This window comes from Vibrio iocasae (assembly GCF_042245395.1).
Lineage (GTDB): Bacteria > Pseudomonadota > Gammaproteobacteria > Enterobacterales > Vibrionaceae > Vibrio > Vibrio iocasae.
The window spans coordinates 2,832,510-2,852,810 of the sequence record NZ_CP145311.1; the positions used below are offsets into that span (position 1 = coordinate 2,832,510).

Consider the following 20,301-nt stretch of genomic DNA (forward strand, 5'->3'; position numbering starts at 1 on the left):
GAAGACATAACCACTATGGTCTATCCCACTCAAACTCATCAAATAACCGGGTCCAAATCTCATCAAACTCAGCCTTAATAATTAGCTCTTTTCCAGTAAACGGGTGAGTGAGTCTCAGCTCTGATGCATGTAACAAAAGTCTGCGCGCATCATAGTGTTCGCGGAACAATCGGTTATGTTTGCCATCACCATGGGTAGTATCACCAATAATCGGATGACTAAGGTGGTGCATATGACGCCTTAACTGGTGCTTGCGACCGGTTTTTGGTTGCATCTCTATCAGGCTATAACGACTGGTAGGAAAACGTCCTGTGGAGTGAGGAACTTCTACTTTAGCAAGTGGTGTGTAAACGGTGACGGCCTCTTTTGCCTCTTTGTCTTTATCAGCAAACTTATCCGCTATTTTATCCAGCTCTTCTTTAAGAGGGTAATCCAGGGTATCCCCCTCCTCTATCCAGCCACGAACGACTGCATGATAGGTTTTCTGCATCTCATGATTGGCGAACATCGGCATCACTTTAGATGCGACTTCACTGGAAAGAGCAAAAAACAATACACCAGATGTAGGTCTGTCCAGACGGTGAAGTGGAAATACATGCTGACCAATCTGGTCTCTCAGAGTCTGCATAACAAACTGAGTTTCATGCTTGTCCAGCCAGGAACGATGAACCAACATGCCTGCTGGTTTATTCACCGCAACAAGATATTCGTCCTGATAAACGATTTCTAACACTATTGGCAAACCTCATCTATCAAAGTCAGCAATTTGATAAGACCATCCTTATCGTTATCACCTTTCCATGATTCTTCGAAGTAAGGAGTAATAGCAAAGCCACAAGGCATCGGTTGCTCGTGTTCAATAAGGTCAAGCATCTTGGGAATAAAGATCCACTGAAGCCATTGCTCTGGACGAAGTGTGTCAACACCAAATGGTTCTCTGCTACTGAGTGCTTTGTCTGACGGACGAGTATCCTGCCAAAGATTCAGTTCACGCATTAGAGACTCAAGATCAATAAAATGCTGTTTTAGGCGAACGATATTAGTCATTTGTTACCATAGATAGGAGTGTTACCTTGAAATTCCGGCTAAGAGTACCATTTATATCAATATCATTAAAATAATAGCCAATGAGCCCAAGTAATGGAAAACAGCAATACTCTTAGCCAACTACTGAACAACAGCGGATGCGAATACAAAATCTATGATCTCGGTCGCCGAATTCAATCTATCGATAATGATCTATTCTCGAAGATTGAGCTAGGACAACAGCCGTATCCATACCCGCTGCAACGTCAGGCTCTGCTCGCTATGGCTTATTGGAACGAAAAAAAACAACCCTGGATTTGGTTCCTGAAGTTTCCACTAGATGAACGTGGCCTTCTAAAGCAATCTGATGTTGGTAACTTCATTAAATATGTTGTTGAGGCGATGGGAACTCGCCTGACCAAAACCATGGATGAAGAGACAGAACAGAAACTGGCAAACAACCCATACACGTTTAAACCAAAAGAAGACAAGTTAGCTGTATTTCACAGCATGATAAGAACCCACCTTGCTATGCCCACCAGTCAGTATTACGAACATGCGCAACATTACTTTACAGGGGCTTTGGGTTGGGAGAACTGGCAAACAGTCGGTCTGCAAGGCTTAACCGACATCTGCACTCGTCTGGGTAAAGAACAAAATGGTGTTCAGGTTAGAAAAGCGATTGGACACCTTCCAAATGAGCCACTATACGGTTTACTTGGCGCTTTGGAGCACGTGGATTTACCGGACAAACTTAGCCAAAAAATCGCTGAAATGGCCATGAACATCTGCGCAGATAAAACACCCGATCTGTTTCTTCTTTCCGCATTAGTCAGGGCGATGGCAGGCGGTAAGAAAGAAGCTTTGATGAAAGTTGTCGACAATATCCTTTCAAGCCCGATGCTCAGCCATCAGGAAGTATTGATTGCAATTGCAGGACGTTCTTGGCAAGCGTTAGAAGATGCACAACTGGCAGAACGTTTTCTAGTCAGATTGGCACAAACTGGCAACCAAAATTTATTCAACCAACTGTTCGCTGATTTGGTTATGATTCCTTCTCTACGGATGGTACTGCTACCTCTGCTGCATGGGGCACCTTCAGAGGAACTGGCACAAGCATTAATTAACTTACAAAATACAACTAAAGCAGGAGCTGGCAAACAATGATAGGAGATCTTCTGGCAATATTAGGACTGAGCTTTGCCTGTTTTCTTTTTTGGCAACAGAGAAGACAATCCGAGCTCGCCAAGCAAGCTATTGCCAGACGATGCAATAAACTTGAACTTCAGTTGGTCAGCGTAGCACTTGGTTCGCATAAGCTAAGAACAGCAGACAAAAAGTGGCGCTGGCATACGGTTTATCAGTTCGAGTTCTCAGCTCTGGGAGATGATCTATATCAGGGAAGATTGATTATGCAGGGCTTCCAACCCGTACACTTCCAAATCCCACCACACCGAATGAGTAACGAAGAACATACTCTTCATTAAATGAACATGAGCTGATTATTTACTGGTTAAAAAAGAAAAGCCCCGATACTTGCGTATCGGGGCAATAGTCTTACTCGCAGCAATCCGGCTACAAAGTGTGCTCCATGCATCATCCATAATAGTGCTGATTCATTCAGCTTATTCCTGCGTCGCCTTCCTAGGCGGTGTCCTGAGTCGTCCTAACCTGCTAACCGTCCTGTTAGCTCACATCACTTGTTCCCTGAGCGGTGTCCCTTACATCATCCTGATGTTGTCCTAGCCTTATCCTTTAAGGTGTCCATCGCGATTCCTTGCAGTTAACTATCCTGTTAACTATTGCATCCTGCAATGTCCTTGTGCTCCGTGCGATTATCACCCTGATAATCCAACCTTCATCCTGAAGATAACCAAGTCCGTGGTTATTCTTAAATCCTGTGTCTACGTCCTGTCGACAAGGAAAAGATTACGCTATCCAGAATTCAGAACAACAGAAATAGTGGTTTTTTTCTTATTAACAACGTGCACAAATAACAACCAAAATCAATAAATACAAACACTTAAGACCCTAAAGGTTTGTTTATCTTAGTCATATATAGCTTTATCTCACATGCTTTGTGAGAGATCTCTTACAAGTATGATATTAATTCTCTATTCATATCTCTTCATAGTTTGTAACAATTAATAATCCAGATCACACTTTCCTACCCCTTAAGGGGTATTGGCAATAATCTCAAATAAGACGTCACTGACGATATGGTGTAATATTTCCCGAAATGAACCCATTAACCAGACAGAGTAAGAGATGGAAACTCAAAATGTATCTTCCGAGATAGAAAAAGTCCTTGAGGAACTCGCTACTCAGGGCAAGCAACCATCGGTTGCTCTTGTAAAAGCTCGCCTTTCCATACCCGTCCCTATGCCAGCCATTATTGCAGCGATAAAAAGCTGGAAAAAAAGCAACCGGGTACCAAAAATTGAAGTTGCGGCGACAGTGGAGAAAACTGCGGAACAACGTATAGAAGAACTTGAAGATCAGGTACGCCAGTTATTCGCACGCATAGAAAAACTTGAGGAAAAGCAATGAAAATATGGGTTGATGCAGACGCCTGCCCTAAAGTCGTAAGAGAAACACTGTTTAGAGCCGCTGAAAGAACGGGAGTAGATTGTACCTTTGTTGCGAATCATCGCATCCCGGTACCTGTACGGACAAACATTCACACTCTGCAAGTAGAAGCTGGATTTGATATCGCTGATAACGAAATCGTAAGGCGCGCAGAATCAGGTGACCTAATTATCACTTCAGATATCCCCCTTGCCGATGAAGTCATTACCAAAGGAGCAGTTGCACTTAGCCCAAGAGGTGAGTTGTACACTCGCGAAACCATCAAGGCCAGACTGAACATTCGTGACTTTATGGATACGATGAGAGCAAGCGGCATCCAGACTGGTGGTCCCGCTGCATTGTCCCAAACCGAAAGGCGAGAATTTGCCAATCATCTGGACAGAATCCTCGCCAAAAGAAAGTAAGACCGTTACTTCAGATGATCCCAGGAGATATTTGAAACAATCCGGCAATCATCGCATTTAAAATAAAAAATATCGTGAAGTGGCTCTTCAAGCAGCCACTCACCACCGCATTTAGGGCACTTTCTGTTTCGCTCAGCCTGAAGGCTCTCACCGCCAACTCGATACTGGTAATAATACGTCGGAATCTTGGTCATATATTCAATCCGTCCTCGTATATCCCACCCTCTTCGGAATAAGTCACTCTCGACTGAGGTGATCTCTTTTAAAGCTGCATGTTCAGCCTTACAACCACCCGCCATTTGCAACTCATCACAGGCTTGCCATTCCGTTTGCCATTTGATCACGGACTTATGGTCGCCATTCAATGTTGGTCCATTTCGATACAGTGGAATGGGCAACAGAGTTTCACCGCTCCTCAATGGAGAGCAGGTATGCACATAGGTGGTGTAAAGCACCTGCCAGCCAGGTCTCTCTTCTTCAGCAGCTTGCTCAGAGTTTAGATCCCTACCCAGCAAACGAGCCTTTGGCGAGAGGAGAGAGGCTTCAGATAACTGATTGATGCAATAATTCACGTAATCAGAGTGATTATCAGGATGTAGGCTTTCTGCTTCCGGGCAAACTACCCGAACCGTAAAAGTACCTTCTCCCATAGTGATAGGAAACTCTCTGCCTAATACCTGCCCATTGTATCTGAGCGCTTCCATCAGGCCGTTTATAGCCCTGTCCACCGCAGAAACGGTTGTATTATCAAAGCAATCAAACTGCAACTCTAAAACGTACATTCTGATTCCCTATACTTGTGGTTCAAGTTTGTCTAAAAACTCTTCCAGATTTTCAGCCAGGACATCTCTCTTTTTGGTTCCTAACCTTTCGAAGATAACATTACCCGTAAGATTACAGATAGAGACTACATCCAGATCAGCATCGGTTGCGCCAATAAAGACTGTTGGCTTCAGCTTAAGACGCTTTTGAGTCACTAAATGGCCAATAATATTCTCCTGCAGGCGAACAAAATCTTCATCACTCCAAACCTGTAACAAAGTTAAAGCGTTGCCATTCCAGCTAGCCTCCATATCTGCAGAGTACTGGCTTCCATAAAACTTTTTAATGTCTTCATGCAATGCCAGTTCGATACCATTTTCCAGATTCTCAAAGCTTGCTTCGCTGTCTCTTCTGGTGGGTTGCCAATACACCGCATCATCCTGCGTTTCCACTATACAAGGTGAAGCAATGCCAACTAGCTCTTCACTTTTAGGCAGTGTTCCAAACTTCTCTTCCCAGCTTTTCGTATAACGGGTTGAAAACGAGTACAATTTATCTTCAATCGATTGAGACATATTTCTTCCTAATGACAGCGAATGCGTGTTTCAGTAAAATCATTCACTGGTAATAAACTGAGTTCTAAAGTAACTATGAGCAAATATTCTAACGCAAAAGAGCTTGCGGGTCTGACCCTTGGTCAAAAAACCGAGTACCGAAATCAATATGACGCTACTCTTCTGCAACCAGTTCCAAGAAGCCTAAACAGAGGAGACCTGAACCTTTCAGAGAAACTCCCGTTCAAAGGTTGTGATATCTGGACACTGTATGAACTCTCGTGGTTAAACACCAAAGGTTTACCTCAGGTTGCTGTTGGGGAAGTCTTTATTCCTGTCACCAGCGAAAACTTAATCGAGTCCAAATCGTTTAAACTCTACTTAAATAGCTTCAACCAAACTAAGTTTGAAAGCTGGGAAGAAGTACAAAAGACCTTGGCAAAGGACCTTAGCCAATGCGCCGGAGAAGATGTAACCGTCGATGTCTACCCGGTTTCTCGATACACCAATCACCCTATCGTTGAACTCGAAGGCGATTGCATTGATGAGCAAGATATAGAGATCACTGACTACGAGTTTAATGCAGATCTACTAGAAAACTCTGCTGGCAGTGAAAAGGTGACCGAAACAATTCACAGCAACCTTCTGAAGTCTAACTGTCTTATTACCAATCAGCCCGACTGGGGAAGTGTAGAAATCAAATACACGGGCAACAAAATAGATAGGGAAGCGCTTCTTCGTTATTTAGTCTCATTCCGTGAACACAATGAATTCCATGAGCAATGCGTAGAACGTATCTTTGTTGACATCACCCGTTACTGTCAACCTGAATCACTGTCAGTACTCGCCAGATACACCCGAAGAGGTGGGTTGGATATCAATCCGTATCGCTCATCTTTATCAGAGCAACCAGAACAAAATTACAGACTAGCCCGTCAATAACAAGGTTTACTATGTGGTATCAAAACCTTTTAAAGTTACTGGTTATTCTTGCGACTGTTTTCAGCTTCACGGTAAAAGCTGAAAACAGTTCGCGCATTCTCGAAGAAGCTGCAAAGTTAGCGGAAGTAACGCCATCTCAGGCTGTGGCTATCGCTCAGAACTATCTCGATAGCAGAACGATGGTTACGACGAACAAGACTCAAGGTTCAGGCTCGTTAACCCGTGAGGACACAAATAAAGATACCAGAACACCTGATTCCACCATTGATGCTCTGCTTATCATCTCCAGAGCAAAGCTGGCACTGGAAGATCCGTATAGCGCGCTAATTAATGCTGAAAAAGCAGAAGCTATCGCAATCCGCTCGAAGCTAAGCAAGGTCACCATAGATGTAAAAACCTATAAAGCGTATGTTCTGTGGAAGTTGTACAGGAACAACGACAAAGTTCAGCCAGCCATTAACGAAATCGAAAATATCCTCGCGAATGCAGAGTTAGATAAGGCAACACTCAATCAACTTGAGTACAACTTAATCATGTTAAAGGCCAAGGTATCCTCGGCTCTTAACTTAGTAGAATCGTCTGATCTCTATTTTGAACAGGCAGAAGAGCTATTAGTTCAACAAGAAAATGTCTTGCTTGAAATCGAGTATGGGCTGGCTGTTGGTAAACACAACTTAGAGTTTAAAAGGTTCAACAAAGCACTTTATAGCCTTCTGGGAGCATACTGGTCGGCAGTTGAGAAAGACTCCCCGCTATTACTGGCTAAAACAAATCGCCTGTTAGCAGAGCTATACACTGAGCGTGGGGTTTTAGATAAAGCTTTAGATCACTTATCCCAAGCTGCAGACTTTTACGATAATTATGGTCACTCAGTCATCCTGACCAACATACTTCAGGATATGGCGAACATCTATTATGAGCAAAGCCGCTACAACCTGGCCTTAGTTCATTACTTCAATGTGTTGGACGGTGAATCCATTCAGAATAATCTCGAAGATATCATTGAGACTCGATTAAATCTGGCTAAAACTTATTTGCAGCTCTACAACTTCCCACTCACAGAACAATACATCGAGAAGGCAGAATCTTTCCTCGCTTATACAGATTTTAATTCTCTAAAAGCGCAATCTCTTTTGATTCAGGCAGAACTAAGCAGCCATATCGGTGAGGAAGAAAAAGGCATCGAACAGGCAAAGCAGGCGTTGCAAATAAGCACCGAGGTGAATAATAGTCAATTACAAATTCAAGCGAACTTATTACTCTCGAAAATACTGGAACTAAAAGACAACTTTAAAGACGCCTATTTTTATTTACATCAGTACAACAAATTAACTAAATCTGAACAAAACCAGTGGTTGGAAATTAGTGAAGACGATTTCAGTCAGCAAAGACAATTAATTGAGAAATCGATTCACTATAAAAACCAAGAAGCAAAAATACTAGAAAGTTCCAGAGAAAGAGCACGCTTTCAATCCTCCGCTGTAATCCTGTTTATTTTGTCAGCAATACTATTACTCCTGTTCGTCCGAAGGGGTATGTCTAATCGAGTATTGAAAAAGCAGCTGGCTGAGCTCTATACGGATCACTACACCCATCCGCGTTCTGGACTAAGAAACTTAAGGCTTCTCAATGTACGACTACCCTCTTCATTAGAGCAAAGTAGCGCCCACTTCGAGCAATGGCAGACAGGGGAGCTGATACACGAACCGCTACATGACAAACTCAGATTTGTGATGATAGATCTCCCCTTCTTAAGAGCAAGATATCTTAAACGTGGTTATAAAGCAGGGTTAGAGCTTGAAGACCTATTTGGTAAATACATAAAAGAAAAGATTAAAAGCCCCGCACGACTGTACCATTTCTCGGATGCACGGTTCCTATACGTCACACCAAATACTAACCCTGACCAAACAGAAGAAGAGCTGTTCGAGAAAATTAATGAATGGGTACTGCAGTTCGAACCAGAGCAGAACATCGACAAGACCATCAGGGCAGGTATCGCGGACTACCCGTTCTTACCTAGGGCGTATACCGCAATTAATGACAAAGAACTGATAGATATATTATTAATGGCACTAGGTATCGCCAGAAAATTAAGTTTAGATACAAATGAAAGCCACTGGGTAAACTTGAAAGCGATAGAGAATGCCCCAGCGGCAAGTTTCGCTGGTGAAGATATTAGAGCAGCTTGTAAATCCGCACTCTCTAAAGGTTTAATTAAAATTCATTCCTCCTGCAAAATTGAGGACGGAATCATAAATTTTGAAGTGACTGATTAAAATACCAGCAGTTATATATAAATTTAAATGCACTAACTTAAAATTTTGTTATCATCGATGAGATCGGTCTTATTTAGAGTTTTTTCGCTTTTTATTTATGAGTGAACTGGGTGTTAACGGTTCGTCTACAATTTTAAAACAATTGGACAACTTAAAAAACAAATTAGAGTTAGCGCGTCTCACGCAGAGGGACGCGTCGCTTAAGATGTCCAGAGAAGTGAAAATTCTAAAACGAGTTATTAATAAACTCGGAGATGCATGCCTCGGATACGATGACAAACTCGACCAGGAAGTGGTATCGCTTCAAAAATCGCTTGAGCAACAACAGGATATCAGCAAGCTTATTCCTAAGCTTGCTATACTTGAGCGTGCGCTAAGTAAAAATACACGTAAGATGGAAAAGCAGAAAAGCCATTTAGACGAACGGATTAAAAATAGCGGTGAAACGCTACAAAGAGTCCCAGGGCTACCCGCTCAGCTTAAACGAGACTTGAGGAACTTATTAAGTTTTCCATCAACAAGAAACTCGGGACAGCTAGATCAAGCAGTTAGGCTGCTCGCCATCTACGAAAGCGCAATTAAGATCATCACATCGAACTCAAGACACTCCCGATCCCATGAGCCTGCCTTTAACAATGAGTTACTGTACAAGCTTTCAGAAGAGCTCCAAAACTTAATCACCGAGTTAGACTTTGATAGTGACTCCGGTTACTTACTGACAGATATTCGAATTAAGTTATTAGATGGAACCAATGCTGAAACCTTACTGGAGCTCACACTTCAAGTATTAAGGCTTGTTATCGAGGGGACTCAGCATGAGCGAAAAACCTCAGAGCAGTTTATAGGTCAGGTTTCGGGTTCCTTAACTCAGGTAATTAACTCAAGCGCCAAGAACATAGAGCAGGGAGAGTCCTACTCAGAACATCGCTCTCAGATGGCGAATGAGTTACACACACTTTCAACTGAGTCTCAGTCAATATTAAGAAAAGCAACCGATCTGGACACTGCAAAGTCCACGATCAATCCACTTCTGGAACAGATCAATATGCTTACCGAGAGGCTACAGCATAATGAGCAAAGAGAAAAAATCCTTCTAGAACGGATGAATCACAACCAGCGTCAGCTTGATAGTTTACAAGAACTGACAAAAAGCCATAAGCGCAGGTTGGACGATCAGGCAGAACGTCTTAAGCAAGACCCTCTCACTAAAACCTATAACCGAACAGCCTTCATTGAAAAGCTTGAAGTCGAATATCACAAGTGGATTCGCTCCCAGCAACCGCTACATATTTTGCTGTTAGATATTGATAGCTTTAAAACACTTAATGACAGCTTTGGATATACAGCCGGAGATAAGGCACTTAAGATAATTGCCCGAACTATCACCAAAGAGCTGCGCGATACAGACACCATTGCACGCTTCTCGGGTGAAGAGTTTATCGTTATGCTGCCAGACAACAGCGTGAAAGGTGTTCAGGATCTTTCTCACCGCCTTCAGGTACAAATCAGTAAGCTGCCATTTAAATTCCGGGAGCAAAACATCACTATCACTGCTTCCATCGCGACAACAGAATTAAGAGACTCAGATACACCTGAAATGGTTCTGGACAGATTGAACCATGCTCTTAAAGAGGTTAAAAAGAAAGGCAACAATCAAGTTATATCTAAGTAATCCCTCACCTCCACCGTCAATAAACCACTCTGTTAATATCGTATAAAGGCCTTAAATTAATTGGACTTAGAGCCAATTAGGTATATTGTTAAAGGTATATCTGTTAACAGATGTAGTCTTAATAATAATTAGAATCCTTATATCTATGATATTTATTGGCAAATACAAGCGGGTAACATCATAGATACCAGAAAGGAGGGAAGAATGATCACTCATATCAGTCCCGCCGGTAGTATGGATCTGTTGTCTCAATTAGAAGTACAGCGCCTGAAAAAAGAAGCTACCAGCGATCTTTACCAACTCTATCGAAACTGCACACTCGCAGTACTTAACTCTGGCAGTCATACCGACAACTCACAAGAGCTTCTAGACAAGCACCTTGATTTTGATGTTGATGTCGTCAGTCGGGAACGTGGCATCAAGCTAGAACTTCATCACCCCCCAATAGAAGCTTTTGTAGATGGCAAGATAATTAAAGGTATTCAGGAGCATCTGTTTTCAGTATTACGGGATATTGTCTACGTTAATATGCATGTTGCTCAGATGCATCAGGAAAATCAAAACGATCCTGTGCACATTACCAACCTTGTGTTTGCTATTTTGCGTAACGCAGGTGCGCTTCACCCCGGACTAGAGCCGAATCTGGTGGTTTGCTGGGGAGGTCACTCCATTAATCCGGTAGAGTATCAATACACTCGGGAAGTCGGACATGAACTAGGCTTGAGAGAACTCAATATTTGTACCGGGTGTGGACCAGGTGCAATGGAAGGTCCGATGAAAGGCGCTGCCATCGGCCATGCTAAACAGAGATTTGATGAGCAGCGTTATATCGGGCTAACCGAACCTTCAATTATTGCAGCCGAGCCACCAAACCCGATTGTAAACGAGCTCATCATTATGCCTGATATCGAAAAGAGGCTAGAAGCTTTCGTTCGTATGGCACATGGCATCGTTATTTTCCCTGGCGGACCGGGAACCGCAGAAGAGTTGCTCTACATTCTTGGCGTCATGATGCATCCGGACAATCACGCACAACCTATGCCTATTGTGTTAACCGGACCAAAAGAGAGTGAAGCATACTTCCGCTCTATCGATGAGTTTATTGGTGCGACGCTGGGTAAACAAGCACAAAAACACTACACGATTGTCGTCGGTGATCCGGCCAAAGCTGCACAAATCATTAAAGAAGGTATTCCCGACGTACAAGAGCACCGGAAAGAGACGGAAGATGCATACAGTTACAACTGGTCTTTGAGAGTTCCACCAGAGTTCCAATATCCATTCGAACCGACTCATGAGTCTATGGCAAATCTGGATTTACATATGGCTCAACCTGCGGAATCACTGGCGTCTAACTTACGAAAAGCGTTCTCCGGTATCGTTGCGGGCAATGTTAAATCTGAGGGGATCAAGGAAATCGAGAAACACGGGCCATTTGTAATCGATGGTGATCCGGAACTGATGGATAAAATGGACAAGCTTCTCCAGGATTTTGTCACCCAGCAAAGAATGAAGCTTCCTGGTTCGAAATATGTCCCATGCTACAAAATAGCTGGCAACTGACATCTGTTATTCGCTTGCTGAATTGTTATAGAATAAGGGCTTACGCCCTTATTTTTTTGGAACAACATGTCTATTCACTTAGTTATTATCGATGCTCTCAACCTTATACGTCGGGTTCATTCAGCTCAACCTGATCCGAGCGATATATCCCGAACTATCGAAACAACTAAGCGAACTCTGAACAGAATCATTTCGGAGTCAAATCCGACTCATATTATTGCTGTGTTTGACCATCAATTTCAGGATCGTGGCTGGCGAGCAGAAATCCTTCCAACATACAAAGAAAATAGAAAGCCGATGCCAGAACCTCTGCAAAATGGCATGGATTCTATACAAGAAGCATGGTGGGAGCTTGGTATTGATTCACTTCTATCTGAAGGGGACGAAGCGGACGACCTGGTTGCAACGCTTGCCGTTAAAGTTGCTTCTCACGGTGAGCGAGTAACCATCATTTCTACCGACAAAGGTTACTGTCAACTTCTGGCACCAACGCTACAGATACGTGATTATTTCCAACATCGCTGGCTGGACACACCTTTTATCGAAGCTGAGTTTGGAGTTAAACCTTCTCAGTTGTCCGATTACTGGGGACTAACCGGAGTAAGCTCCAGCCAAGTACCTGGAGTTCCCGGTGTCGGGCCGAAAGCAGCAAAAGAGATACTGACTCAGTTTGCGGATATCGAAGAAGCTTTTATATCAGAGGAGTTACCAGCGAAGTACCGCAAAAAGCTAGATAAACACATTGAGTTGGCGAGAAAGTGCAAGAAGATATCGACATTAAAAACAGATATAGAGCTTGGGTTTAATTTGCAGGATATAAGGTTTAGCGGCTAGTTAGTTCTCAACACTGTTCTAAGGGCTACAAAGACTGCAGCCCTTAAGCTCTAATTCGCCTTAAACAGCCAACTATCTTGGAGATATGTTCGACAAGCACTGAACGTGCACGGTTATCTCTTCCCTGTCATGGTATAGATGTTTAGCCTGAAGCTTAAACTTCACACCATTTTCGATTAGGAATAACTTTAGGTTCTCAATATCTTCCAGCACTTCATCGTAACGACCTTTCATAGGTAACTTCAGATTGAAGATTGCTTCTTTGGCCCAACCACTAATAATCCACTCACCCATAAGCTGCGCTACACGAGATGGTTTCTCAACCATGTCGCACACCAACCAGGTTACATTTTTCTTAGCTGGTTCGAACTTAAAGCCATCTTCTGTGTGATGCTTAACCTGCCCGGTCTCCATCAGGCTATCAGCCATCATTCCGTTATCTACGGCATGAACAAACATCGAACGCTTCACAAGCTGATAAGTCCAGCCTCCCGGACATGCTCCGAGGTCAACACCCCACATGCCTGAAGCCAAACGCTCATCCCACTCGTGCTTAGGAATAAAAACATGAAATGCTTCTTCTAGTTTTAGCGTTGAACGGCTAGGTGCATCTGATGGGAACTTAAGGCGTGGTATTCCCATGAAAAACTGAGAGTTGTTGCCTGTCAGCGAGTACCCAATATAGCAATGACCCGGTTTCGTGAAACAAACGTGAAGAACAGGCTTCTTAGGATTATCTTTGCTGAAAAGAATACCCTTACCTCTTAGTGCCTGACGCAAAGGCACAGTGAACTTACGACAGAACTTGAGTAGTTCTTTTGCTTCATTGGTATCAGGTGTCTCGATACGAATATCACCACAGCGCGGAAGTGACTCTACTTCTGCCAGCTCTTGCAGTATTGGTGAAATTCGGTCGTCGGAAGGTAGCTCTTCAAACTCAGCGGCAACAGCAAACATCTGACGTGCGAAAATAAGCGAACTGAAATCCAGATTTTCTACCAGCTTCTCAGCATCACCATCCTGATAGCACTCAAACAGAACAAAGCCAGTATTGTTTTTAAGGCGTGGAAATCCATATACCTCAAGGTTTGTTGCTTTATCCTGTATCTCACCAGCACACTCTTTTTCAAATCCAGAGCGGCAATAGAGCATTAACTGTTTCACTATTTTACCTCGCGTCTATTTTAAGAGCGGAATAAGCCAACATACCCCAACCAATCATAAACATCAGTCCACCAAAAGGAGTAATAGGACCGAACCATTTTATTCCTGTCAGAGCCAGCGCGTACAGGCTTCCACTAAAACAAAGGATGCCGATAATAAAGCATATTGCAGAGATGAAAAGCCCTTTTTTTGCCTTATCGCTAACACTTGTTTTCATAACGATTGCACATGCGATCAGTGCCAGCGAATGCCATGCCTGATATTGGACTCCTGTGTTAAAAACACCTAACAGGTAGTCACCTAATACATTTTTTAATCCGTGAGCTCCAAAAGCCCCCAGAGCAACGCAGATGAGTCCTGAGATGGCACCAATCGCGATCAAGTTATTTGCTTTCATCAAACAATACCTCTTGTTCGCTCGCGGCTTTCGCCAACATCCAATCCCGGAATTTCGCTACCCTGCCACTATCGGCATTCTTATCGTGGCAAACGACATAAAATGCATTTCTGCTAACCAGCACCTCATCGAATGGAGAAACCAAGCGCCCTGCATCAAGCTCTGGTTGAGCCAGTACGTTGTTACCCAAAGCGACTCCCTGACCGTGCACTGCGGCTTGCAGCACCATAGTAGAATGGCTGAAGATAGGCCCGTGATTCACATTTATCTCTTCCAGTTCGTTCTGTTTCACAAACTGCTTCCAGTCCTTTCTGGACGTATCGTGAAGCAAAGTGTGATGCTTAAGATCTTTTAATGTTTCCAGTGGTTTTTCACCAAGCAAAACCTGAGGAGAACATAGTGGAACTAAATATTCCTGATACAGTTTGTCGTACTTTAACCCAGACCAATTTCCCCGACCGTAATAAATCGCGACATCCACATCGTCAGTGAGCGAGCCTTCATCCATGTCGACAGCTTTAATTCTTACATCAATATCAGGCTCTTGCTTATTAAAATCAGAGAGACGCGGCACCAGCCATTGAATAGCAAAACTCGGTGGCAGGCTTATTGTCAGAGCCCCTTTCTCACTTCTTTCCAGAACTTTATCAGTCGCATCGGCAATAGATGAAAAAATATCTTTGATATCAAGAAAATAACTTTGGCCTTCTTCAGTCAGTAGTAGTGACCGATTTCTACGCCGAAAAAGTTTTATTCCCAAATATTCTTCAAGTGTCTTTACCTGATGGCTTACTGCAGCCTGAGTAACAAAAAGCTCCTCTGCAGCTCTTGTAAAGCTTAGGTGTCTTGCCGCAGCTTCGAATACACGAAGGGAATTTAAGGGTGGAAGTCGTCTGGACATAACAGATATTCACGCATTAGTTTTTTTTATGCGAATCATTATAATTTGTCCATTGTGGTTAGGCCAGAGAAATTCTATATTTCATCCCGCAACGATAGTCTGAACGGCATGATTCCTCTGAATCTATCGGCTTTTTGTTGCGATGTTGTGTTTGCAAACTCGATTTCGAGTTAAGGTAGATTTCTACCACCAGTTGAGTGTTTACACCTTAGATACTCAACTTATACTTCCTGTATTATTTGACCTGTCTGTCAAAAAATTTGATGCACTGCCAATTTGGCGGTGCTTTTTTTTATCTGATTCTCAGCGTTCACTACTACAAAATAGCAACAACAAAAAAAGCGCGAGAGTAGAAACACCTCGCGCTTTCAATACTATCGATAAATCGGCTGATTTATGGTCTGTAAACTTTCACGTTCTCAAAGCCCTGATCTTTCAGATAAAGCGCCTGAAGGCGACTCATAACGCCACGGTCACAGTAAAGAAGATAAGTCTTAGACTGGTCAAGATCACCAAACTTAGTCGCCAGTTTGTAGAAAGGCAGGTGTTGCACTTCTACATTATTGATCTCTAGCGGGTTTTCATCTTCCTCGTCAGGGCTTCGGATGTCCAGAACAATCGCATGCTCCTGAACCGCATCTACCAGCTCAACTTCGGGTGCCTGCTGCTGGCTCTCTTTCTCGATATCTCGGATGTCCATAACACGTGCGTTATAAACCACGTCTTCAAGGACAGAGTAATCAAACTTAGCTTCTTCCGTTTCTAGCTTTTCTTTAACAGCTTTTACCGTAGGTTTTTTAGAGATAACACCACAATACTCTGGCATCACCTTAGCAAAGTCTTCAGTACCGATGCTTCGTGCTAGATCGATGATGTCTTCTTTATCCCAGTTAATCAGAGGGCGAAGAATCAGTGTGTCTGTTACTCCATCGATATGACGAAGGTTAGTCAATGTCTGACTCGATACCTGCCCCAAAGCTTCACCGGTTACCAATGCCTGAATGCCAAACTTCTCTGCTAACATTCCACCAGCACGCATAAACATACGCTTAAGCACTACGCCCATCTGGCCGTCATCTACTTTTTCAAGGATTTCAGCAACAACAGGTTCAAAATCCACCGAGATGAATTTTACCTTCGCAGAAGAGCCATACTTGTTCCAAAGGTAATGAGCAACCTGCTTAACACCAATCTCGTGCGCGGGGCCACCTAAGTTAAAAAAGCAGTAATGCGTCTTCGAGCCACGTTTAATATGCAGATAACTAGAAACACCAGAATCGAAGCCACCAGAAATCAAGCTAAGAACATCTTCCTGTGTACCCAGAGGGAACCCACCCAGCCCTTTATGGCGAGCAATAACCTGATTAAGTTTGTCACTCGCAATTTCAAGGTTCACAGTTACATCAGGTTTGTGCAGTTTAACTTTTGCACTTTCAACAGCCTGGTTCAGACCACCACCAACATAGCGCTCTAGCTCGATTGAGGTGAAATCATGCTTGCCACGACGCTTAACACGCACAACAAACGTCTTGTTTTCAATCTTACTACGGCTTAGTTCAAGTACCTGCTCATAGATATCATGCATATCTTTGAACTCAGATTGCTGAACTTCAAGCACGTGATGAATACCAGGAGTTTGTGTCAGTACTGCCAATACTTCGTTGTAGTACTCAGCACTGTTCGCCGTTACTTCGATATGATCACGACGGTTAAACACAGCAACAGATTCCGTTTGACGCTGGATGATATTTCGGATGTTGCACTCCAGAATGCGGGTAAATCTCTTACGTACCGATTCACTTTTTACAAAAATTTCTGGATGTGGCTTAACTATAAATTTCATAGATCACTTCGCTGGTTGAAAAAGGCATTGATGGCAGGCTTACAAAATAGTTCGTAAGCCGCGTCAAAATAGGCGCGAAATTATACACGAGTTGTATTCGTTAAGGGAAGGGATTAAAACAAGCGGGCCTATAGCCCGCTGTTTTAATTATTATTACTGTTGTTCTTCGATACTTACTTCATCCGAGTACTTCGGCTTGCCTTGAAGAATGCCTATCTCAACCCTTCGGTTTTGCGCTCTCAGTATCGGTGTAGAGTTGTCATTCAACGGCTCAGTATCAGCCATACCTCTGACTCGCAGGCGATTGTGGTCAAAGCCTCTAACCTTCTCCATTTCGTGAGCTACAGAAACCGCACGCTGAGAAGAGAGATCCCAATTAGATCGATAAAGTTCGGAATCTAAAACCTGATTGTCTGTATGCCCCGAAACCCTAACAACCCCTGGAACGTCACTAACCAGCTCTGCAATCTGTCTAACCAGTGGTCTGAACTTAGGTTGTAAGAAAGCGGAACCGGCTGGGAAAGCACCCTTTTCACGAATTCGGATTATTATCTCTTGCCCAAGGTTCTCAACTTCAATTGCGCCTTGCGCAATTTCACGTTCAAGCGCCTTCTTGATGCTCTCTTCTAGTGAGTCTGTCTCTTCTGCTGCCTGAGACTGGTTTACCTGCTCTTGAATATCCTGAGATTGAGTCTCAGCATCCATAGCCATTTTGGTTGAAGTCTGAGGTGACTGGCCGCCAGTTTGCTTACCAGCATCCCGGCTCTTACCACCTGCGCGATCAGATTCACCTTCATGGAAATCCAGAGTCTGCTGAGTAATGTCTATCGTCTGCTGCATGATAACATCGATAGGAGTTGGCTCTGGTCGACCCGGTCGGAACTCTTGTGCGATAACACTGGTACCTTTCGGTATATCTTTTACTTCGAGTCGGTTTTGTACACCAAAAGCAAACTTCATCGAACCGGCAATCTGTTTAAACTTAAGTACATCCATCTCTGAAAATGAGAGCAGTAGTACGAAAAAGCACATTAACAAGGCCATTAAATCGGAGAAAGTGCCCATCCACGCGGGGAGACCGGGGGGCGGACATTTGCAATCGTCTTCATCCATCTCAATCGCTCCCGTTACTCGCTATCTACATCAAGAACACGTTTCTTCTCATTGAGGTAATTCTTCAAATAACCATCAATAACACGTGGATTCTGACCATCCTGAATCGCCAATACACCATCCATAATAAGTCGACGGTTCAATTTTTCCTGATCTTTTCGAAGAGACAACTTGTCAGCAATTGGGAAAAACACCATGTTCGCCAGCATCGCACCATATAGAGTTGTTAACAATGCTACCGCCATCGCGGGACCGATGGACTTAGGATCATCCATGTTTGAAAGCATGGCTACCAGACCAACCAGTGTACCGATCATTCCCATCGCGGGAGCAACGTCTCCAAACTGACGGAAAGCTTCACTACCCTGAATATGTCGCTCATCAGTCAGCGCAATATCTTTTGCCAAAGCAGCACGTACAACCTCTGCATCGTGTCCATCAACCAATAGGTCAATACCTTTCTGCATAAAGCTGCTGGTAATTTCCATCTCTTCCAGAGCAAGAAAACCACCTTTACGCGCAGCATCGGCCATCTCAACAATTTTAGCAATCAGCTCTTCCGGGTCGTCTGCTTTAAACATAAATGCTTTACCAGCAATTTTAAAAGCACTAAAAAACTGACCAAGAGTAAATTTTGCTAAAACTACACCTGCCGAACCGCCCACTACGATTAGGATAGATGTCACGTCGACAAACATCCCCAGACTACCACCGAGGATCATCGCCATAATTACGAAAGCAAAAGACGCTATTAACCCTATTAATGTTGCTAAATCCACTAACCACCTCTTTCTGCAGTTTTCTGGCTAATATCCAATTAGCCATATTATCGGCAAAACCTTTCTATATTTTAGGCATTTATTCGAAAACAGCTTCTATTTCTAAAAAAAGTCGTTTTTATATCCAAACTCTGCTCAGAATAAGCTTTACTCAAAGAATTGCCAAGTTAACACTGATGAATAATAGCTATAAGCCCTTGGTAGATTTATAATACCTTCTTATTGCTCAAATTTGGTGAACAAAACGTACATCCTATTTGACCACCATCGCCTGCTAGGGTAACTTTCCAGCACTTTTCGAAAAGCAGAAAAACTATGGCTACTAAAAAACCAGAAAACATGACTTTCGAGGCAACGCTCGAAGAGCTTGACTCCTTGGTGGAACAGTTAGAAAACGGTGACTTAGCACTGGATGACGCACTCAAAAAGTTCGAGCGTGGCATTTCTTTAGCACGCGCAGGACAAACAAAGCTGTCTGAAGCAGAGCAACGAGTATCCATTCTTTTAAAGAACGATGACGATGCTGAACTTTCTGACTTCGAAAGTCAGGCTAATTTCGAAAACTAAGGTATTACGCAATCAATGTTAACGAACCTTTCGTACTTTCAGGAACGAAATAACAAACAACTTGATAGCTGGCTGGATAAGTTAAGTTATCAGGATGAGCCTCTTATTAAGGCCATGCGTTATGGTTTACTACTGGGTGGGAAAAGAGCCCGCCCTTTCCTCGTATACGCTACGGGTGAAATGCTTGGTTGCCAACATAGCGAGTTGGATACCGCAGCATCAGCTATCGAGTGCATTCACGCATATTCGTTAATTCATGATGATTTGCCAGCTATGGATGACGACGAGCTTCGTCGAGGACAACCAACCTGTCATATTGAGTTTGATGAAGCTACTGCCATTTTGACTGGTGATGCACTCCAAACCCTTGCGTTCACGATTCTCGCAGAAGGCTCACTATCTCCAGCTGGAGAAACCATGCGAGTTAAAATGATTCAATACCTTGCACAAGCATCCGGTGCTCAAGGCATGTGTTTGGGTCAGGCGCTCGACCTTGGTGCTGAAAATAAACTGGTCGAACTAGAAGAACTGAAGACAATCCACAGAAATAAGACAGGTGCTTTGATAAAGTGTGCCGTCCGTATGGGAGCATTGTCGGCCGGTGAAAAAGGTAAAGAGATTATTACTTTACTCGATAAATACGCAGATGCGGTAGGTTTAGCTTTTCAGGTTCAGGACGATATCTTGGACATTGTTAGTGATACTGCGACGCTAGGGAAACCTCAAGGTTCTGATCTGGAATTGAATAAATCCACCTATCCCGCTTTGTTAGGATTGGATGGGGCAAAGCAAAAAGCAGGAAAACTTTTTGATGAAGCTATTCAAGCTCTGGAAGCAATCCCATACAATACCCAATTACTCGAAGAGTTCGCCCGATACGTTGTCGAGCGCAAAAGTTAGAATCACTATAAG

Annotated in this window: 21 protein-coding genes; 11 read left to right on the top strand and 10 right to left on the bottom strand. The window is 43.3% G+C overall.

Going from position 1 to position 20,301, the window contains the following annotated elements:
• Positions 1–13: 13 nt before the first annotated feature.
• Positions 14–733, bottom strand: coding sequence for a tRNA pseudouridine(65) synthase TruC (gene truC / locus SNR28_RS22765; RefSeq protein ID WP_375751109.1), 720 nt, complete (start codon positions 731–733; stop codon positions 14–16).
• Positions 733–1,047, bottom strand: a complete 315-nt coding sequence (locus SNR28_RS22770; RefSeq protein WP_375751111.1) for a YqcC family protein — start codon at positions 1,045–1,047, stop codon at positions 733–735. Before SNR28_RS22770 ends, truC begins: the two co-directional genes overlap by 1 nt.
• Before the next feature lie 93 nt (positions 1,048–1,140).
• On the opposite strand from SNR28_RS22770, the gene SNR28_RS22775 reads away from it, so the two are divergent.
• From SNR28_RS22775 to SNR28_RS22790, 4 genes are all read left to right on the top strand, one after another.
• Positions 1,141–2,193, top strand: a complete 1,053-nt coding sequence (locus tag SNR28_RS22775) for a DUF3549 family protein (RefSeq protein WP_375751113.1) — start codon at positions 1,141–1,143, stop codon at positions 2,191–2,193.
• Positions 2,190–2,513, top strand: a complete 324-nt coding sequence (locus SNR28_RS22780) for a DUF3301 domain-containing protein (RefSeq protein ID WP_375751115.1) — start codon at positions 2,190–2,192, stop codon at positions 2,511–2,513. Before SNR28_RS22775 ends, SNR28_RS22780 begins: the two co-directional genes overlap by 4 nt.
• A gap of 781 nt (positions 2,514–3,294) precedes the next feature.
• On the top strand, positions 3,295–3,576 hold the full coding sequence (locus SNR28_RS22785) for a hypothetical protein (protein WP_375751116.1): 282 nt from the start codon (positions 3,295–3,297) through the stop codon (positions 3,574–3,576).
• Positions 3,573–4,019 (top strand): YaiI/YqxD family protein, encoded by a 447-nt coding sequence (locus SNR28_RS22790; RefSeq protein WP_375751118.1) that lies wholly within the window; start codon positions 3,573–3,575, stop codon positions 4,017–4,019. Before SNR28_RS22785 ends, SNR28_RS22790 begins: the two co-directional genes overlap by 4 nt.
• Before the next feature lie 5 nt (positions 4,020–4,024).
• On the opposite strand, the gene SNR28_RS22795 is transcribed toward SNR28_RS22790, so the two are convergent.
• On the bottom strand, positions 4,025–4,801 hold the full coding sequence (locus SNR28_RS22795; protein ID WP_375751120.1) for a Zn-ribbon-containing protein: 777 nt from the start codon (positions 4,799–4,801) through the stop codon (positions 4,025–4,027).
• Between the two features lie 9 nt (positions 4,802–4,810).
• Entirely contained in the window at positions 4,811–5,356 is a 546-nt protein-coding gene (gene syd, locus SNR28_RS22800; protein WP_375751121.1) for a SecY-interacting protein, read from the bottom strand.
• A 75-nt stretch (positions 5,357–5,431) separates the two neighbouring features.
• Between syd and queF the strand changes: the two genes are divergently transcribed.
• The 5 genes from queF to xni all read left to right on the top strand — a co-directional run bounded on the left by queF (position 5,432) and on the right by xni (position 12,625).
• On the top strand, positions 5,432–6,277 hold the full coding sequence (gene queF, locus SNR28_RS22805) for an NADPH-dependent 7-cyano-7-deazaguanine reductase QueF (RefSeq protein ID WP_375751123.1): 846 nt from the start codon (positions 5,432–5,434) through the stop codon (positions 6,275–6,277).
• Positions 6,278–6,288: 11 nt separating this feature from the next.
• On the top strand, positions 6,289–8,556 hold the full coding sequence (locus SNR28_RS22810; protein WP_375751125.1) for a tetratricopeptide repeat protein: 2,268 nt from the start codon (positions 6,289–6,291) through the stop codon (positions 8,554–8,556).
• A 97-nt stretch (positions 8,557–8,653) separates the two neighbouring features.
• Positions 8,654–10,228 carry a diguanylate cyclase gene (locus SNR28_RS22815; protein WP_375751126.1) on the top strand — a complete coding sequence of 525 codons (1,575 nt, stop codon included), beginning with the start codon at positions 8,654–8,656 and terminating at the stop codon, positions 10,226–10,228.
• Between the two features lie 204 nt (positions 10,229–10,432).
• Complete coding sequence (gene ppnN / locus SNR28_RS22820; RefSeq protein ID WP_375751128.1) at positions 10,433–11,791, top strand: nucleotide 5'-monophosphate nucleosidase PpnN; 1,359 nt, start codon at positions 10,433–10,435, stop codon at positions 11,789–11,791.
• A gap of 66 nt (positions 11,792–11,857) precedes the next feature.
• Positions 11,858–12,625, top strand: coding sequence for a flap endonuclease Xni (gene xni / locus SNR28_RS22825; RefSeq protein WP_375751129.1), 768 nt, complete (start codon positions 11,858–11,860; stop codon positions 12,623–12,625).
• 72 nt (positions 12,626–12,697) lie between these two features.
• Here the strand turns inward: xni and rlmM are convergent, their stop codons facing one another.
• The 6 genes from rlmM to pomA all read right to left on the bottom strand — a co-directional run bounded on the left by rlmM (position 12,698) and on the right by pomA (position 18,822).
• Positions 12,698–13,789 carry a 23S rRNA (cytidine(2498)-2'-O)-methyltransferase RlmM gene (gene rlmM, locus SNR28_RS22830; RefSeq protein WP_375751130.1) on the bottom strand — a complete coding sequence of 364 codons (1,092 nt, stop codon included), beginning with the start codon at positions 13,787–13,789 and terminating at the stop codon, positions 12,698–12,700.
• Positions 13,790–13,793: 4 nt separating this feature from the next.
• Positions 13,794–14,186 (bottom strand): DUF423 domain-containing protein, encoded by a 393-nt coding sequence (locus SNR28_RS22835; RefSeq protein ID WP_375751131.1) that lies wholly within the window; start codon positions 14,184–14,186, stop codon positions 13,794–13,796.
• Positions 14,173–15,087 (bottom strand): transcriptional regulator GcvA, encoded by a 915-nt coding sequence (locus tag SNR28_RS22840; protein WP_375751132.1) that lies wholly within the window; start codon positions 15,085–15,087, stop codon positions 14,173–14,175. The genes SNR28_RS22835 and SNR28_RS22840 overlap by 14 nt, the downstream gene beginning before the upstream one ends.
• A 394-nt stretch (positions 15,088–15,481) precedes the next feature.
• A complete protein-coding gene (thiI, locus tag SNR28_RS22845) occupies positions 15,482–16,930 on the bottom strand; it encodes a tRNA uracil 4-sulfurtransferase ThiI (RefSeq protein WP_375751134.1) in 1,449 nt (482 codons plus the stop codon).
• A 153-nt stretch (positions 16,931–17,083) separates the two neighbouring features.
• Positions 17,084–18,043, bottom strand: a complete 960-nt coding sequence (locus SNR28_RS22850; protein WP_375751135.1) for a flagellar motor protein MotB — start codon at positions 18,041–18,043, stop codon at positions 17,084–17,086.
• 14 nt (positions 18,044–18,057) lie between these two features.
• Complete coding sequence (gene pomA, locus SNR28_RS22855) at positions 18,058–18,822, bottom strand: flagellar motor protein PomA (RefSeq protein ID WP_375751136.1); 765 nt, start codon at positions 18,820–18,822, stop codon at positions 18,058–18,060.
• A gap of 315 nt (positions 18,823–19,137) precedes the next feature.
• Between pomA and xseB the strand changes: the two genes are divergently transcribed.
• Complete coding sequence (xseB, locus tag SNR28_RS22860; protein WP_375751137.1) at positions 19,138–19,389, top strand: exodeoxyribonuclease VII small subunit; 252 nt, start codon at positions 19,138–19,140, stop codon at positions 19,387–19,389.
• Positions 19,390–19,404: 15 nt separating this feature from the next.
• Positions 19,405–20,289 carry a (2E,6E)-farnesyl diphosphate synthase gene (gene ispA, locus SNR28_RS22865; protein ID WP_375751138.1) on the top strand — a complete coding sequence of 295 codons (885 nt, stop codon included), beginning with the start codon at positions 19,405–19,407 and terminating at the stop codon, positions 20,287–20,289.
• Positions 20,290–20,301 lie beyond the last annotated feature (12 nt).

Bases quoted from the DNA above. Each gene is read 5' to 3' on its own strand.
- queF (WP_375751123.1), top strand. From the start codon at position 5,432: ATGAGCAAATATTCTAACGCAAAAGAGCTTGCGGGTCTGACCCTTGGT.
- ispA (WP_375751138.1), top strand. From the start codon at position 19,405: ATGTTAACGAACCTTTCGTACTTTCAGGAACGAAATAACAAACAACTT.
- SNR28_RS22780 (WP_375751115.1), top strand. From the start codon at position 2,190: ATGATAGGAGATCTTCTGGCAATATTAGGACTGAGCTTTGCCTGTTTT.
- SNR28_RS22770 (WP_375751111.1), bottom strand. From the start codon at position 1,047: ATGACTAATATCGTTCGCCTAAAACAGCATTTTATTGATCTTGAGTCT.
- SNR28_RS22840 (WP_375751132.1), bottom strand. From the start codon at position 15,087: ATGTCCAGACGACTTCCACCCTTAAATTCCCTTCGTGTATTCGAAGCT.
- SNR28_RS22835 (WP_375751131.1), bottom strand. From the start codon at position 14,186: ATGAAAGCAAATAACTTGATCGCGATTGGTGCCATCTCAGGACTCATC.
- SNR28_RS22790 (WP_375751118.1), top strand. From the start codon at position 3,573: ATGAAAATATGGGTTGATGCAGACGCCTGCCCTAAAGTCGTAAGAGAA.
- SNR28_RS22785 (WP_375751116.1), top strand. From the start codon at position 3,295: ATGGAAACTCAAAATGTATCTTCCGAGATAGAAAAAGTCCTTGAGGAA.
- thiI (WP_375751134.1), bottom strand. From the start codon at position 16,930: ATGAAATTTATAGTTAAGCCACATCCAGAAATTTTTGTAAAAAGTGAA.
- SNR28_RS22775 (WP_375751113.1), top strand. From the start codon at position 1,141: ATGGAAAACAGCAATACTCTTAGCCAACTACTGAACAACAGCGGATGC.
- xseB (WP_375751137.1), top strand. From the start codon at position 19,138: ATGGCTACTAAAAAACCAGAAAACATGACTTTCGAGGCAACGCTCGAA.
- SNR28_RS22810 (WP_375751125.1), top strand. From the start codon at position 6,289: ATGTGGTATCAAAACCTTTTAAAGTTACTGGTTATTCTTGCGACTGTT.
- SNR28_RS22795 (WP_375751120.1), bottom strand. From the start codon at position 4,801: ATGTACGTTTTAGAGTTGCAGTTTGATTGCTTTGATAATACAACCGTT.
- SNR28_RS22850 (WP_375751135.1), bottom strand. From the start codon at position 18,043: ATGGATGAAGACGATTGCAAATGTCCGCCCCCCGGTCTCCCCGCGTGG.
- xni (WP_375751129.1), top strand. From the start codon at position 11,858: ATGTCTATTCACTTAGTTATTATCGATGCTCTCAACCTTATACGTCGG.
- syd (WP_375751121.1), bottom strand. From the start codon at position 5,356: ATGTCTCAATCGATTGAAGATAAATTGTACTCGTTTTCAACCCGTTAT.
- SNR28_RS22815 (WP_375751126.1), top strand. From the start codon at position 8,654: ATGAGTGAACTGGGTGTTAACGGTTCGTCTACAATTTTAAAACAATTG.
- ppnN (WP_375751128.1), top strand. From the start codon at position 10,433: ATGATCACTCATATCAGTCCCGCCGGTAGTATGGATCTGTTGTCTCAA.